The 15,236-nt window shown below is 49.1% G+C and carries 17 protein-coding genes; 15 read left to right on the top strand and 2 right to left on the bottom strand.

Going from position 1 to position 15,236, the window contains the following annotated elements; translation table 11 throughout:
- Positions 1–47 precede the first annotated feature (47 nt).
- Positions 48–1,139, top strand: coding sequence for a DUF3626 domain-containing protein (locus tag MUG84_RS06930; protein ID WP_244722360.1), 1,092 nt, complete (start codon positions 48–50; stop codon positions 1,137–1,139).
- An 80-nt stretch (positions 1,140–1,219) separates the two neighbouring features.
- Here the strand turns inward: MUG84_RS06930 and MUG84_RS06925 are convergent, their stop codons facing one another.
- Both MUG84_RS06925 and MUG84_RS06920 read right to left on the bottom strand, forming a co-directional pair.
- Positions 1,220–1,579, bottom strand: coding sequence for a LytTR family transcriptional regulator DNA-binding domain-containing protein (locus tag MUG84_RS06925; RefSeq protein WP_244722356.1), 360 nt, complete (start codon positions 1,577–1,579; stop codon positions 1,220–1,222).
- A gap of 212 nt (positions 1,580–1,791) precedes the next feature.
- Positions 1,792–2,865, bottom strand: coding sequence for a M42 family metallopeptidase (locus MUG84_RS06920; protein ID WP_244722353.1), 1,074 nt, complete (start codon positions 2,863–2,865; stop codon positions 1,792–1,794).
- A gap of 437 nt (positions 2,866–3,302) precedes the next feature.
- On the opposite strand from MUG84_RS06920, the gene spoVAC reads away from it, so the two are divergent.
- From spoVAC to MUG84_RS06850, 14 genes are all read left to right on the top strand, one after another.
- Entirely contained in the window at positions 3,303–3,806 is a 504-nt protein-coding gene (gene spoVAC / locus MUG84_RS06915; RefSeq protein ID WP_244722350.1) for a stage V sporulation protein AC, read from the top strand.
- A 42-nt stretch (positions 3,807–3,848) separates the two neighbouring features.
- Positions 3,849–4,199: a stage V sporulation protein AE gene (gene spoVAE / locus MUG84_RS06910; RefSeq protein ID WP_244723350.1), complete on the top strand. Its 351-nt coding sequence runs from the start codon at positions 3,849–3,851 to the stop codon at positions 4,197–4,199.
- A 238-nt stretch (positions 4,200–4,437) separates the two neighbouring features.
- Positions 4,438–5,394 carry an AAA family ATPase gene (locus MUG84_RS06905; RefSeq protein WP_244722342.1) on the top strand — a complete coding sequence of 319 codons (957 nt, stop codon included), beginning with the start codon at positions 4,438–4,440 and terminating at the stop codon, positions 5,392–5,394.
- A 4-nt stretch (positions 5,395–5,398) separates the two neighbouring features.
- Entirely contained in the window at positions 5,399–6,649 is a 1,251-nt protein-coding gene (locus tag MUG84_RS06900; protein WP_244722341.1) for a DUF58 domain-containing protein, read from the top strand.
- Entirely contained in the window at positions 6,646–8,877 is a 2,232-nt protein-coding gene (locus MUG84_RS06895) for a transglutaminase TgpA family protein (protein ID WP_244722340.1), read from the top strand. The genes MUG84_RS06900 and MUG84_RS06895 overlap by 4 nt, the downstream gene beginning before the upstream one ends.
- 97 nt (positions 8,878–8,974) lie before the next feature.
- Positions 8,975–9,502, top strand: a complete 528-nt coding sequence (locus tag MUG84_RS06890; RefSeq protein ID WP_244722339.1) for a YqeG family HAD IIIA-type phosphatase — start codon at positions 8,975–8,977, stop codon at positions 9,500–9,502.
- Positions 9,499–10,626 carry a ribosome biogenesis GTPase YqeH gene (gene yqeH / locus MUG84_RS06885; RefSeq protein WP_244722325.1) on the top strand — a complete coding sequence of 376 codons (1,128 nt, stop codon included), beginning with the start codon at positions 9,499–9,501 and terminating at the stop codon, positions 10,624–10,626. Before MUG84_RS06890 ends, yqeH begins: the two co-directional genes overlap by 4 nt.
- Positions 10,627–10,659: 33 nt before the next feature.
- Positions 10,660–11,526: a shikimate dehydrogenase gene (aroE, locus tag MUG84_RS06880; RefSeq protein WP_244722323.1), complete on the top strand. Its 867-nt coding sequence runs from the start codon at positions 10,660–10,662 to the stop codon at positions 11,524–11,526.
- Between the two features lie 61 nt (positions 11,527–11,587).
- Entirely contained in the window at positions 11,588–11,878 is a 291-nt protein-coding gene (yhbY, locus tag MUG84_RS06875) for a ribosome assembly RNA-binding protein YhbY (RefSeq protein WP_244722321.1), read from the top strand.
- Positions 11,879–11,893: 15 nt separating this feature from the next.
- Positions 11,894–12,496 carry a nicotinate-nucleotide adenylyltransferase gene (nadD, locus tag MUG84_RS06870; protein WP_244722319.1) on the top strand — a complete coding sequence of 201 codons (603 nt, stop codon included), beginning with the start codon at positions 11,894–11,896 and terminating at the stop codon, positions 12,494–12,496.
- Complete coding sequence (yqeK, locus tag MUG84_RS06865; RefSeq protein ID WP_244722317.1) at positions 12,468–13,046, top strand: bis(5'-nucleosyl)-tetraphosphatase (symmetrical) YqeK; 579 nt, start codon at positions 12,468–12,470, stop codon at positions 13,044–13,046. Before nadD ends, yqeK begins: the two co-directional genes overlap by 29 nt.
- Positions 13,043–13,390 (top strand): ribosome silencing factor, encoded by a 348-nt coding sequence (gene rsfS, locus MUG84_RS06860; protein ID WP_244722315.1) that lies wholly within the window; start codon positions 13,043–13,045, stop codon positions 13,388–13,390. The genes yqeK and rsfS overlap by 4 nt, the downstream gene beginning before the upstream one ends.
- Positions 13,387–14,277, top strand: coding sequence for a CvfB family protein (locus MUG84_RS06855; protein ID WP_244722313.1), 891 nt, complete (start codon positions 13,387–13,389; stop codon positions 14,275–14,277). The genes rsfS and MUG84_RS06855 overlap by 4 nt, the downstream gene beginning before the upstream one ends.
- A 99-nt stretch (positions 14,278–14,376) precedes the next feature.
- Positions 14,377–15,147 carry a class I SAM-dependent DNA methyltransferase gene (locus tag MUG84_RS06850; RefSeq protein WP_244722311.1) on the top strand — a complete coding sequence of 257 codons (771 nt, stop codon included), beginning with the start codon at positions 14,377–14,379 and terminating at the stop codon, positions 15,145–15,147.
- Positions 15,148–15,236 lie beyond the last annotated feature (89 nt).

Below are 15,236 nucleotides of genomic sequence, written 5' to 3'. Positions count from 1 at the left end.
TATGAATTTAATAAGGCTAACATATTGAAAGGAGGACCCAACTGTATATGGAATTATCAAAGGCACAACGATTGGCATTGGAGCATGTTACAGCGTATGCAAGGGATCATAAGCATGAAGCCACAGCAACAATGAATCACATCCTTAAAATGTCTAATATCTCAGAACAACTATTTGAAAATGCTGTTGATCATCTAAAATCTCACGCAAGGATTGGTATGCATTTTCATCCAGATCGACCAGATTCAAAGATGAAAAGCATTGCTGATGCACTGCTTGAGCAGGGAATATATAAGAGCCAGTTTGAAACATTTTTGTCTAATGGTAGCGTATCCGCTTACCCTGGTGGTGCACGCGACCTTTGGGAGAAGAGAATGTTTGGGGGAGCATATCAACTCGAGGGCACAACCAATAACCAACGGCCTAAATATGGGGCGCTGAATTTGATGTTACATCCAGATGGGCCTGCTCCGCGTTTTGGATCTTGCTACTTTCTTCTATCCCCTGAGGTTTCACATCGTTCCACATACACCTATTTGGATTCGCATCAAGACCCACAAGAAAAGGGGACTTATGAAGAGTTTGATCTCATTTTGGCTGCACTTTTAGAAGAGTCGTTCATAAGAGATTTTGCAATTGGTGAAAGAAATCTGACGCCAACACGATTAATCAATCATTTACTGGTTCATCTGAAAAGGCCGTTTACGGACCCAGCAAACCAAGAACCAAACCGCAATCTAAATCATTATATTGAAGCCCAGATTCACGGGGATATTTCTCTAAAAGAAGACGTAGATATACTGGTCGCAGATCCTTCATTCAAAGGCACTCATGTAGGGAGAACCTTGGAACAAATATGCCTGAAGTATTCCATAGATCTTTATTGGCACATGGGATTTGAACTTATGGTAGACGAGGTTCCAGCGGATTTTAGAGGTCCATCCATGCCGTCCTTGGCAAAACGCATAGCGCAAAATCATTACATCAATGCAAACATCATTGGATCTGCTGCTGTAGACTTGAAACGTAATCCATCAGCTTGGAGCGATCGCGGAACGTATGAAGAGGTACTTCAGGAATTAAAACTTTTGTGGCATGTTTTAGTGAGATATGGAAAGCCAAGTCGAAAAATGAACTAAAGGGTGTGAGTGAACGAACCGAAATAAAGAGCAGCAGGCATCCGGATAACCGGGCAGCTGCCGCTTTGTAGCAAGTCCCGCTAAATCAACTGCTCCGAAGATAGAAAGTCGGGCGTACGGGGCATGCGTCTTTTGATTTCTTCCAGGGTTCGTTTCGACACCGTAATGGTGCGAGGATAAGCGAATTCATCACGGAAATGCAGGGTATTGCCGACGATATTTGTAATTTTGTTCACATTGACGTAGAGGTTGAAAGCAGCACGGACAAAATTAGGCAGGGATTTCATCGAGGCTTGTTCGGCGGCGGATAATCTCTTTTTTATAATGTAGTTCCTGCCGTGGAAAATAACCTGCTCCTGACTTCCCGTTTTGAAGAAAAAAGCATCGGTGACCGGATCAAAATTCTGATACTCGTTCATCACCTTATCGGTTTGGTTCATCTTTCAAAAGCCCCCTTTAGAAGATGATAACTGTTAGCGCTTTCATTTTAACATAATTAAGGGCAGGAGATAATGTTTTTTTGTGAAATTTATTAATTTTTTTGTAGGCTTGGACAAAAAAATATTTTTACGATAAACCTTGGCACGATGAAAAAGCCTGCAAACTTCCCGATTTTCGGGGGCTTTGCAGGCTTTTCTGCTCATCGCAGTGATTATGCATTTTCCAAAATCGTGTTCAGTGTAGTTCGGTCGAGACCTTTTACGAGCTTGATCAAAAGTTCCTTGGCTGCATCGTAATCATCGGTATGGATGATCGAGGACGAGGTATGGATATACCGTGAGCAGATCCCGATGACGGTAGAAGGTACACCGATACCGCTCAGATGCACTTGACCGGCGTCGGTGCCGCCTTGAGATACGAAGTACTGATATTTAATCTTGTGAGTATCTGCCGTATCCTGCACATATTCAACCAAACCGCGGTGAGTCAGCATCGAAGGGTCAAAAATGCGGAGCAGTACACCTTGGCCGATATGGCCGAAGGAGTTCTTATCACCTGTCATGTCATTGGCCGCACTCGCATCCAGAGCGAAGAAAATATCAGGCTGAATCAAGTTGGCAGAGGTGCGTGCGCCGCGAAGTCCAAGCTCTTCTTGTACGGTAGCACCGCAGTAGAGTGTGTTCGGCAGCTTTTCTTTATGAAGAGCTTCCAGTAATTCTATAGCTAGACCTACGCCGTAACGGTTATCCCATGCCTTCGCCATAATTTTCTTCGGATTAGCCAGCGGGGTGAAATCACAGATCGGAACGATTTGCTGGCCCGGCCGGATGCCGAAGGATTCCGCATCTTCGCGGTTATCCGCGCCTATGTCGATATACATAGTCTTGATGTCTACCGGTTTATTGCGCTGCGATTCATCCAGCAGATGTGTCGGTATGGAGCCGACCACGCCGATGACTGGACCGTTTGGTGTCATAATTTTCAGGCGCTGTGCCAAAACAGCTTGGCTCCACCAGCCGCCCAGCGGCTGAAAACGGATCATGCCGGTTTCGGAAATGCCCGTAACCATAAATCCGACTTCATCAAAATGACCTGCTACCATGACCTTTGGACCCTGCTCATCTCCGCGCAGCACGCCGAAAAGGCTGCCCAGGCGGTCTTGAATGAATTCGTCCGTATATGGGGTGATCATTTCCTTTACATAAGCACGAAGCTCTTTTTCAAATCCTGAAGCTGCAGGAAATTCTGTCAGCTTGCGGAACATGTCCATCGTTTTTTGATCCATGTTTTATAGTTCTCCTTTACTGAATTCTATTGTAACGATATGTATTTCCACTCTATAGTATGAACTCCTCAAGACGGAATGTCCATGATGGCGGAATGAAGCACCAACGTCTATTTTTGAGAATAGGATAGATGTAGATGAACGTCCTGCTATAGGTGCAGAAGGGAGCATCATCATGGAGTTCATGTCTTCACACAGGGAAATGATTCTGATTTGTGTGCTGTTGATTTTGCTTGTGATTGTTCTGATGTGTCTTTTTTAATCGCTTGAATGGGGCTTTGGTGCCTTGCATGCGTCCATTCCAAAACAGCTGCCAGAGCAGAAAGCTTGTGGCGGCTGTTTGCTGTGTTTCGATTCTTAGCATCGATCCCTTCAATACATAACAATCTATTGCATGACAAATAATGAAAAGGAATGATGAAGAGGAGGTGCTGGTATTGCCTGCGAGCACAAAAAGTAAAGGGGCCAAATTCAATCTGGATACCTTGACCCATCAGGAATATAAAAGCATTGCGCAGAAGCACGAGCCCAAACGGAGTACTTTTAAGAACTGCGTGTTAGCTTTTTTAATCGGCGGAGGTATCTGTCTTCTCGGAGAGGCTATACAGCGGGGATTTATGTCCTGGTTTGGGATGTCCGTCACAGAAGCGGGAAGCCCAACGGTTGCGGTCCTGATTATAATATCCGTTATCCTGACCAGCATTGGCGTATATGATAAGATCGCGCAAGTCGCGGGAGCCGGAACCGCTGTTCCTGTTACGGGTTTTGCCAACTCTATGTGCTCCGCCGCTCTGGAACACAAATCGGAGGGGTACGTACTTGGCGTTGGCGGCAATATGTTTAAGCTCGCTGGTTCTGTCATTGTATTCGGGACCGTGGCGGCATTCTTTGTCGGGCTAGTATACGCTATCTTGGGGCTAGATGGAGTACAGCAACCATGATGCTATCGCGAACGCGGTAGCACTTGAAATGGAGGAGTAATGATGCAGTTTTTTTGGGCATTTGTCATCGGCGGATTGATTTGCGTCATCGGACAAATCATGCTGGATGTGTTCAAGCTGACCCCGGCACATACGATGAGTACGCTGGTGGTCGCCGGCGCTGTGGCGGAGGGCTTTGGGCTGTATGATCCATTGGTAGAATTCGCAGGAGCCGGGGCGTCGGTACCGATCACCAGCTTTGGCAGCTCTCTCGTGCATGGAGCATTGTCAGAGCTTGAAAGGGATGGCTGGATCGGTATCGTCACCGGTATCTTTGAAGTCACAAGCGCGGGGATATCCGCGGCGATCATCTTCTCCTTTTTGGCCGCCCTGCTCGTTCGTCCGAGAGGATAACTGTACGATCGACATATCATTTATTACACCCTGATCTCAAGAGCGAGCAGGGTGTTTTGCTGTTTGCACCGATGTATGTTGGGGTATACGAGTAAATTAGGAGACCTGCACAATGTACTTTGAGGGAATAATTCATGTACAATGTAAGATATATGCTTCTTATCTCAAGATTTAACAATTTGATCCGTGGGCAACCAATATCTACATAAAATTGCATGATATAAGGAGGCGCGAATATATGCCCGTAAGCAGCGAATCCCTGCAAACCATTGCAGCCGTAAGATCCAATCTTGAATCTTGCATTTTAGGCAAAGCCTTTGAAATCCAGCTTTTGCTTACTGCTCTCTTGGCAGAAGGGCATATTCTGATTGAAGACGTACCGGGAACAGGCAAGACCCAGATGATTAAGGCTCTGGCCAAATCCATGAGCGGAGATTACAGACGCGTACAGTGCAACCCCGATATTTTACCGAGCGACATTACGGGCGTATCTGTATTCCATCCCCGCGAAGAGCGTTTCTTTTTCCGGCCGGGTCCGGTCATGACGAATATTTTGCTTGCGGATGAAATTAATCGTGCAACGACGAAAACACAATCAGCTCTACTTGAAGTGATGGAGGAACGAAATGTAACGGTCGACGGGGAGACATATGAGCTGCCCAAGCCGTTTATGCTTTGCGCGACCCAGAATCCCATTGATTTTGAAGGCACTTACATGCTTCCTGAAGCGCAGCTTGACCGTTTTATGATGAAAATCAGTATGGGTTACCCTGACGCCGCTACTGAAAGAAGTTTGCTGCAAAAGCATGCGCAAGGACAACCTGTAGACAAGTTGACACCCGTAACGCATATGGATCAGATCGCTGAGATGCAGAAGGAAATCAGACATGTGTTTATTGGGGATGCGGTTACAGATTATTTGCTTAAGATCGTTCGCATGACCCGCCAGCATCCATCCGTTCTCCTTGGAGCAAGTCCGCGCGCTTCGCTCTCCCTGATGATGGCCAGCAAAGCATATGCATTTATTGAGCAGCGTGATTTTGTCCTTCCTGACGACATCAAAGTACTGGCTCCATATGTTCTTTCGCATAGGATTATTTTGCGTCCCGAATCCCGTCTGGATCATGTAAGTGCGGAATCGGTCGTAAAAAATATTTTGCAGCAGGTGCATGTGCCTGTCGCCTTGGAGCGATGACGTCATGAAGGCGCTGCTGAAGACAATCAGATCCGTTCTGCGGAACCGCCGTTTCTGGATTGTGCTTGCAGTGTGGGCTGCCAGCCTTTTGTTCGTATTGTTTCAGGGCGGTAAAACTTCGCTTATGCTGTTTGTGATGATCAGCGTCCTGGTCATCTACCTGATTGCCGGAGGTTTGGGCGGGATTCGCCGGGTTCAAGGCCACCGCAATCTTTCCGCAGAACAGGAGCAAGGTGAAACGCTGCATGCGGGAGACCAGATGAAAGTGAGACTCCATTTTTCAGTGCCGGGATTCCTCCCGATGCCTTACGTCATTATTCGTGAAGTCATGAAGCGGCATAACGGGGAGACTTGGTCGTTCGAGGAAAGCGTTATTCCTGATCTTCGGGGAGGCGGTGAGCTGATGTTCCAGACCCCGCCGCTGGAACGTGGGAGATATTTTTTTACCGAGACGGAATGTGTTACAGAAGATATTTTCGGGTTCATCGAACATAAAGGAACCTTTCATGTGCCGGGCCAATTTCATGTGTTCCCGCGGACCGTGTCCATTCCAGGCTGGAAGATGATGGACAGGAATTCCAAGCTGGCTGGTCCTCAGAGATCGGCGGCTTCCCGGCGTGAAACGACACAAATTAACGGTGTGCGGGATTATGTCTATGGTGACCGTATTTCACGTATTCATTGGAACGCCACCGCCAAGACCGGCTCTTGGAAATCCAAAGAATTTGAATATGATTCTGTACCCAAAATTATGATCGTCCTGGACGCCATCTCGGCTAACTATGCATCGGGTTCCCAGTTTGAGCTTGCCGTGTCAACCGCCGCTTCGCTGATGAATTATGCATCGAGGGAACGGCTGTGCATAGGACTTGCCACCGCTGGTGAGCAGTTTAAGATGTTTGCGCCAAGTGAGCATCACAGCGATCGGCAGCGAATGATGAGTCATTTGGTGGACGTTACGGCTGACGGGTACGGAAGTCTGCTGTCTAAACTAGAGAACAGGGGCCGCTTTATTCCATCCGGCTGCTTGTTCGTTCTGATCAGTCCGCAAAGCGACAATAAAACGCTTGAACTGCTACGCTGGGTTGATACCCACGGGTTAACCCCTTCACACATCCTGGTGTCATCATCGCCAGCGGACAAGGAAAGCACCAAGCAAGGCTGGGTTTCAATGCTTAAAGCGAGGGGGACATTCAGCTGTTCGGTCTCTGAGCTGCAGGATCTGCCCGCCGCGATTGGAGGAGGATTACCATGAAAGCATGGAATTCTTACCTGAGAAATTCGTTTTTTTATTCCCTATCATTGGTTTGGATATGGATTATGGGACTGCAGTGGATTTCATTCATGGACTTCACATGGTATACGGAAACGAAGTCGATCGTCCTGATCAGTATGACCGTCGTCGTGGTTGTGGAAATGCTGCTTCCCGCCAAAAGAATGTACCGGCTTATCCTTGAAGGAGCGGCGATCCTGTACATTATACATAGGGAATTGGTCAAATATTGGGTTTATATGCCTTCAGGCACATTAGCGAACCGCATCGGACAGTTTATCGAGCATATGTCTCCATATGTGTGGATTGCCGCAGGGGCGTGGGTCCTTCTGCTTATCAGCGGTATTTTGGTAAGTACTAAGCGCAGAATTATTGTATTCTCAGGACTTCATGTGATCGCTTTTTGCATACTGGATTCTTTTACGACTAGCAATCTCTGGCAAGCAGTAGCCTGGACTGTATTTGCGGCGATGGGCTGGCTGGTCAGCGAGCATTTTAAGCGTTTTCAGGCTCGGTTCCCATCAGGGTGGAAACAGTTGAAGAAGTATCCGCTAAAAATTTTTATCCATGCTGCAGTTCTGTTTTCCGTTATTTTTATTGCCGGAGTCAGTGTGCCCACCGTATCGCCGACGTTAACGGATCCTTATACCGCTTGGATTGACGGCTCGGGGGCATCTTCCAAAATAGTGGACGTGAGCGGTGAAATGGAAACCACAAAGTTGAACAGCACTTCGGGGTACAGCCAGAACGACAATAACCTCGGCGGAGGCTTCAATTTTGACTATACCCCGGTCATGTCGGTGAAGTCCGAACAGCGCAGCTATTGGCGCGGGGAAACCCGGAAGGTATATACGGGGACTGGCTGGTCTGACGAGCGTACAGGCAGTAACTATGAGGACGTGAATATCGGTTCAGCGCTGCAAAGCAAGGACACCACCCTATCAGGCGAAACGGAGACGCTGGAGCAGACCGTTACGATGCTGAGCGATCAGGTGTACCCCGTCCTTTTTGGTGCTTACCATGTATCCAAGATTGAGGAGATGGACAACACAGATGCCGGGAAAATCTTGTGGGAAAGCGGCCAATCCGTCCTCCACCGGAACCCAGGTTCCAAGGAATCCAAGTATCCGAAGTCTTATACAGTTATCTCGGAGGTTCCTATCATTCCGGAAGATGAGGTCCGCAGCAAATCCTTCAAGGAGCTTTATGGCGGAGACAAAACTCATGATGCCTATCTGCAGATTCCCAAGAGCTTTCCTGAAAGAACTCGAAAGCTAGCGGAGCAGGTGACAGCTTCGGCAAATACGCCGTATGAAAAAATAGGATTGTTGCAAAACTACCTAATAAACAATTTTAATTACACGAATCAGCCCGACCTATCCAAAAAGGTAAGCACTGACTTCGTAGATAGCTTCCTGTTTGAAATTAAAGAAGGTTACTGTGATTATTTCTCCACATCCATGGTCATGATGGCCAGGTCACTAGGCATTCCTGCACGCTGGGTCAAGGGTTATGCGCCTGGCCAGCAGCAAGTGGGCGAGGATGATGTTTTGCAGAGACAAGGCAACCAGCTGACGGACAACGGTATTTATACCGTTACCAATGCTGATGCGCACTCGTGGGCTGAAGTTTATTTTGGACCTTACGGATGGGTTCCTGTCGAAGCTACGCCAGGTTTCGATATGCCTCTGCTTACCCACAAGGAAGACAGCAAGCCGGTGACGGCTCCACAGGTAGAGGAGGAAACGAAGCAGGAGATTCAGAAAGAGACATCCGGGACTGGAGCATCTGTGAATGATTCAGGCCTCTCCGGAGCGGCGGTTGCCTGGATTACCGCTCTCATCATTGCACTGTTTGCGGTTTACACCCTGTGGCTGATGCGGATCCGTTTGAGATTCTTCCTTATCGGCATACGTAAAGGCGAAAAGCTGTCTCCGGACCAGAAAGTGATCGTGATGACTGAAAGATGGCTCGGCAAGCTGAAGCGCAAGGGAATCCAGAGGGGTTCTACCGAAACGCTGCGGGAATGCGTAACAAGGTGGGAAAAGGAAATGCCGGCCTTATCACCGTCCCTCGGACCGCTTTTACAGCTGTTTGAGAAAGCAAGATACAGCCCGTCGTCGGTTTCTGAAACCGAATGGCGGAGCGTAAACGATCACAGCCGTGAGCTGAGAGCAGCCCTGAAAAAGGTAGAAGATCTGGCGGCATAACTTATGCTTAAGCCTAGCGCCCTCACGGGCGTTTTCTTTTTTACTAACCACGTAGATTATGGTATAGTTTGTCCTATGAAACTGAGGTGACAACAATTTGTTCGAAAAGCTAATCCCTAAATTAAGGGTGAATACGGTATTTGATATCGATTTGGAAGACCTGTACGCCAAGGGGTACCGGGGAATCATTACAGACCTGGACAACACCTTGGTTGGGGCGAAAGCGCCGCTGGCAACCCCGGAGCTGATCACCTGGTTTGAACAGGTCAAGAAGCTTGGGTTTAAGCTTGTCATTGTATCGAATAACCGAATGGACCGCGTTGCGGCATTTGCCACACCGCTGAATATTGAATTCGTGCATCAGGCGCGCAAGCCCCGGAATGCGCCGTTTCGCAAGGCCATGGAGATGATGGGACTGAGCGATGAGGAAACCATCGTGGTCGGCGATCAGATGATGACCGATGTATACGGCGGCAACCGCATGGGCCTTTTTACGGTGCTGGTGCTTCCGATTTCAATTGGTGACGAGGGCTGGGGGACCAGAATCAACCGGCGCCTGGAAAAAATCGCACTGAAGCGCTTGCGTAAACAAGGACTATGGCTTGAGGAGGAAAAACATCAATGAAAGGCCCGATTGAAGGACCAAGCGTCCAAAAATGCAGCGGCTGCGGCATTGAGCTGCAGGCGCTAAATCCCGATTCGTCGGGGTATATTCCGGAGAAGTCGCTGGGTAGAGATCCAATCATTTGCCAGCGCTGCTTCCGTATTAAAAACTATAACGAGGCTTCTTCCGTAACCGTGGATCAGGACGAGTTCCTGCGGCTCCTAAGCCAGATCGGCAGCAAGAACGCGCTCGTCATCCATATCGTCGATTTGTTCGATTTCGAGGGCAGTCTGATTTCGGGGCTCCAGCGTTTTGTGGGCAACAATCCGGTCCTTCTGGCTGTGAACAAAATCGATCTACTTCCCAAAGTGACGAACTGGAATAAAATTATCAACTGGGTGCAGAAACAGTGCAAAGAGCAGGGGCTTAAAACCGAAGAAATTATTCTGTGCAGCGCTAAAAAGAACCAGGGATTCGACCGCCTTCTGGAAGCGGTGGCGGACTACCGCGGCAACCGCGACGTTTACGTGGTCGGCGCTACGAACGTGGGCAAATCCACTTTAATCAACCGGCTTATCCGCGATTACAGCGATCTGGAACAGGAATTGACCGTTTCACGTTACCCGGGCACAACTCTTGATATGGTTAGCATTCCGCTGGATGATGGCCGCCATATTATCGATACTCCCGGAATCGTATATCCTTGGCGCTACAGTGAGCTTGTAGACCGCAAGGATCTGGGGGCAATCATGCCTGAAAACCAGCTGAAACCGATGGTGTACCAATTAAATGAGGGACAGACCTTGTTCTTCGGAGGCATGGCGCGGTTCGATTTTATTCAGGGTGAACGTCAATCTTTTACATGTTTCTTAAGCAGCCGGCTGAATATCCACCGGACCAAGCTGGAAAAGGCTGATGCTTTGTATGAGGAGCATGCGGGAGAACTGCTTGCCCCGCCTAACAAAGAGAACCTCGCCCAAATGCCGGAGTGGACTAGACATGAAATCCGTGTTCCTAAGGGAGGCAGAATGGATCTGTTCATTTCCGGTTTAGGCTGGATTAAGGTGAACAGCGACCAAGGTGCATTAACTGCTATCCATGCGCCAAAAGGCGTGAAAGTACTCGCCAGACCTTCCCTGATCTGAAGAAACGAGAATACGGGAGAGGCAGGATGAAGAATGATAACCAAAACAGAGCTACTCTCTAGCACTGGCGGACTGCTGCTTGGCGTGATCGGTGATCCTATAGCCCATTCCAAATCGCCTGTCATGCATCAGGCTGCGTTAACGGCCCTGGGGCTGCCTGGCGCTTACGTCCCCATGCATGTGAAGCGCGAGTATGTAGGCGATGCCATGGCAGGTATCAAGGCTCTCGGCTTTCGGGGCATCAATGTTACGATCCCGCATAAGCTCGAAGTGATCCCTTATCTGGACCATCTGGATGAAACGGCGCTCCGCATCGGTGCCGTTAATACGATTGTTAACGATAATGGTATCCTGACCGGATATAACACGGATGGAATCGGGTATGTGCGTTCCCTGAAGGAAGAGGCCGTCTCCGATTTGAAAGGGAAAAAGATTATGGTTCTGGGGGCAGGTGGCGCGGCGCGAGGAATCGTGTATGCTCTGTCACTCGAAGGCACGGATCGTATCTATATCGCTAACCGCACGGCTGATAAAGCGGAGGCGATGGCTGAAGAATGGAAGGATCTTGCCGACATCCGGGGGCTTTCCATACAGGAACTGCCTGCAATTCTCGGAGAGATTGATATCCTGATCAATACAACCTCGGTAGGGATGCATCCGAAGGTGACGGAAACACCGGTGGATGTGAATCATATACCAGAGCATGCGGTGGTTAGCGATTTAATCTATAATCCACTCCAAACCAGGTTGCTGGCGGAGAGTAAAAGGAAAGGCTGCACGGTGCACGGCGGCCTCGGAATGTTCGTGAATCAAGGCGCCTATGCGCTTGAATATTGGACCGGCATGCCCGCTCCGGTAGCAGAAATGCGGCGTGCGGTACTGGACAGTATGAACGGTTAACTTCCCCTCTTGGGGTATAAAGAATACAAATCAGATGAATATTAAGGAGTTATGAATATACATGTTAACGGGTAAGCAAAAACGCTATCTTCGATCCCTCGCGCATCATTTGGATCCGATTTTTCAAGTAGGCAAGGGAGGAACCAATGAACAGCTGGTCAAGCATATTAACGAAGCGATCGAGAAAAGGGAATTGATGAAAATCAGCGTCCTGAACAATTGCCTTGAAGATAAACATGAGATTGCTGAAGAACTTGCCGAGCAAGCGAATGCAGAGCTGGTTCAGGTGATCGGCAGCACAATCATTCTTTATAAAGAATCCAAAGATCATAAACAAATCGAATTGCCATAAGCGGGAGGGTTCACCATGAAGGTAGGCATCATGGGCGGTACCTTTGACCCGATTCATATCGGTCATCTGCTGGCAGCTGAAGCAGCAAGGGATTCGTTCGGGCTTGACCAGGTCTGGTTCATGCCAAGCCATATCCCGCCCCATAAGGAACAGGCTGGAGCATCCGGCGAGGACAGGCTCGGCATGGTGGCTGAAGCCATATCAGACCATCCCTGTTTCCGCACACTCGATATTGAAATCAGAAGGGGCGGAGTTTCCTATACCATTGATACGGTAAAAGATATCCGCAGCTCTTTTGAAGATATAGATTTTCACTTTATTATCGGCGCCGACATGGTCAATTATCTTCCCAAATGGGAAGGCATTGAGGAATTGGTTGGTCTTATGAGCTTTATCGGCGTCGGACGACCGGGGTCCGAGCTTGATCTGGATGTGCTCCCGCCTTATTTGAAAGGCAAGGTACTTCTTGCAGATATGCCCCAGGTTGATATTTCCTCCACGGAAATCAGGGAAAGGCTGGCCACAGGTCATTCGATCCGCTATATGGTAACGGACAGTGTCTATGACTATATCAGAAGGAGAGGATTGTATGGAATTCAGCCGAGAAGAACTGATTAAATCGGTCTCGCAGCAAATGCCAGCCATGCGCTGGAAGCATACGCAGGGCGTGATGGAATCCGCCGTTCAGCTTGCAAAGCGATATGGCGCAGACCCTGTAAAAGCGGAGCGCGCCGCAATCTTACATGATGTAGCCAAGTACTGGCCCGTCAAGCAGATGGAATCGGTGATCCGGGAGAATGATCTATCCAAGGATCTTTTGTTTTACGATAAAGCATTATGGCATGCCGAGGTGGGTGCCTTTGTCGCCAAGCGGGATTACGGCGTTGAGGATGCGGAAGTGCTTGATGCGATCAAATATCACACATCCGGAAGAATCGGCATGACGCTGATGGACAAAGTGGTATGCCTTGCGGATTACATTGAACCTGGAAGAGACTTTCCTGGCGTGAATAATATCCGCGAACTGGCCAACCATAGCCTTGAAGAAGGATTGATTGCAGGATTGGATTCAACGATCAGCCTGCTTGTATCGCGGCGGCAGATTATATATCCACTGACAGTCTTAGCCCGTAATGATCTTATTAAACAGTTGGAGGCGAATTCATGACCCTTACATCAGAACAATTGTTAAACCTAGCAGTAGAGGCTGCTGAAGATAAAAAAGCAATGAACGTGGTGGCGCTGGATTTGCAAGGCGTTTCGCTGATCGCGGATTATTTTGTGATTTGCCATGGTAATTCAGATGTGCAGGTACAGTCCATTGCGACGGAAATCCGCAAGCGTGTGAATGAAGCAGGCTCGGAAGTCCGCGGAATCGAAGGAATGAACTCGGCGCGCTGGGTGCTTATGGACCTCGGGGACGTGATTGTCCATGTCTTCCACCGGGATGAGCGCGATTACTACAATATCGAGCGTCTGTGGTCGGATGCCAAGGTTGTGGAGACGGTATGAGTCTAGAAGCAGGAACGATACAGACTTATGAAGTCATGCGTGAAGTATCTCCATATGGGTATTTCCTGGATGCGGACGGGCAGGATGTTCTGCTGCATTATTCCGAACTGACGCGGGAGGTTAAGCCTGGAGATAATGTCGAAGTTTTTATTTTTTATGACACGGAAGACCGTCTGGCGGCCACGATGAAGAAGCCTTACCTGACTCTGGGTGAGATGGCCAAGCTGGTCGTTGCCGATGTTCATCCGCGGCTCGGGTGCTTTCTTGAGATGGGACTTGGAAGGCAGCTGCTGCTGCCGATTCGCGAGCTGCCTGAAATGAGAGAACTCCATCCGCAGGTAGGGGACTCGGTATTCGTCATCATGGAGCATGACAAGCAGGGACGCCTTCGCGCCAAGCTGGCGGGAGAGCAGGAATTGTCCCGTCATGCCTTTAGCGCTCCAGCCACCTGGCTGAACCAGTGGTTTAAGGCTACCGTATACAGGCCGCTTCAGATGGGAACCTTCGTCATTGTGGACGGTGGCGTGGTAGGCCTTGGAGTCATCGGCATGATCCATTCTTCGGAACGTCTTAATATGCTGCGGCTCGGCGAGGAAGTGGACGTGCGCGTCAGCCACATCCGCGAAGACGGCCGCGTAAACCTGTCCATGGCCCAACGCAAAGAAGTGGGACGGGACCTGGATTCGGAGCGGATCCTTTCCTTCCTGAAGGAGCGTCCGACAGGCGGAATGCCATATTCGGATGCAACGCCTCCCGATATCATCAAGCAGCGCTTCGGGATCAGCAAATCAGCCTTCAAACGGGCTTTGGGCAAACTGATGAAGGAAGGCCTCGTGACACAGAAGGAAAACTGGACCTATCTGGTGAAGCCGGATAATGGAGAGTAGAGTTACTAGTTCCCGAGCCGTACAGTATGTACGGAGGTCATCATATACAATAGTGATTTTTACAGTAAGCTGAAAGTGAATGGAAAGTGCGGTGACATCATGTCTTCATACCGAAAATTTGCATATGTCTACGATGAATTGATGGAGGATATGCCCTATCCGGAGTGGCTCCGGTTCGCACGTCAGGCTTGGGAAAAGCATGGCAGCATGCCGAAGAGCGTCGTCGAGCTCGGCTGCGGAACGGGCAGCATTACGATCCCGCTTGTCAATTCAGGCTTCGAAGTGACGGGCATCGATTTGTCCGCAGACATGCTCTCTGTGGCAAGAGGGAAAATGGATAGCACGCCGCAGGGCAGCAGACTTTACCGTGAGGGCTCCATCCGCTGGGTGCAGCAGGATATGCGGGAATGGGAAATTCCGGAGCAGGTGGATGCAGTCATTTCCTTCTGCGATTGCTTTAGCTATTTGCTTGAGGAGAGAGACGTCATCTCCGCGTTTGTACAAACTTACAAGGGACTGAAGGAAGGCGGCATTTTCCTGTTCGACGTTCATCACCCGAACACGATCATCCGCTACGATGAAGAGCAGCCTTTTGTGTGGGACGCACGGTCGGTATCTTATATTTGGACCTGCGAACTGGATACTTCTCGCTGCGAAATTGAGCATCATTTGAGCATTTTTGCAAAAGAGGAGCAGAGCGATCTATACCGCCGTTTTGAAGAAACACATGTCCAGCGCGCGTATGACCCGGAATGGATGAAAACGGAGCTGGTCAAGGCAGGTTTCCGTGATGTGAAATGTTATGCGGATTTCGAATGGGTGGAAGCCGGAGACGACGCTCAGCGGCTTTTTTACGTAGCGGTTAAATAATCTCCGGATGGGTACGATAAAGCCTCGGAACACGGCTTCCGGGGCTTTTTACTCTCTGATACTCCGATTAAATATATAAAGCCCGAAAA

This window comes from Paenibacillus mangrovi, from assembly GCF_022898935.1.
In the GTDB taxonomy this organism is placed as follows: Bacteria; Bacillota; Bacilli; order Paenibacillales; family Paenibacillaceae; genus Paenibacillus_AQ; species Paenibacillus_AQ mangrovi.
The sequence above is the reverse complement of the archived record's forward strand: the minus strand, read 5'-3'. Positions and strand labels throughout refer to the sequence as shown.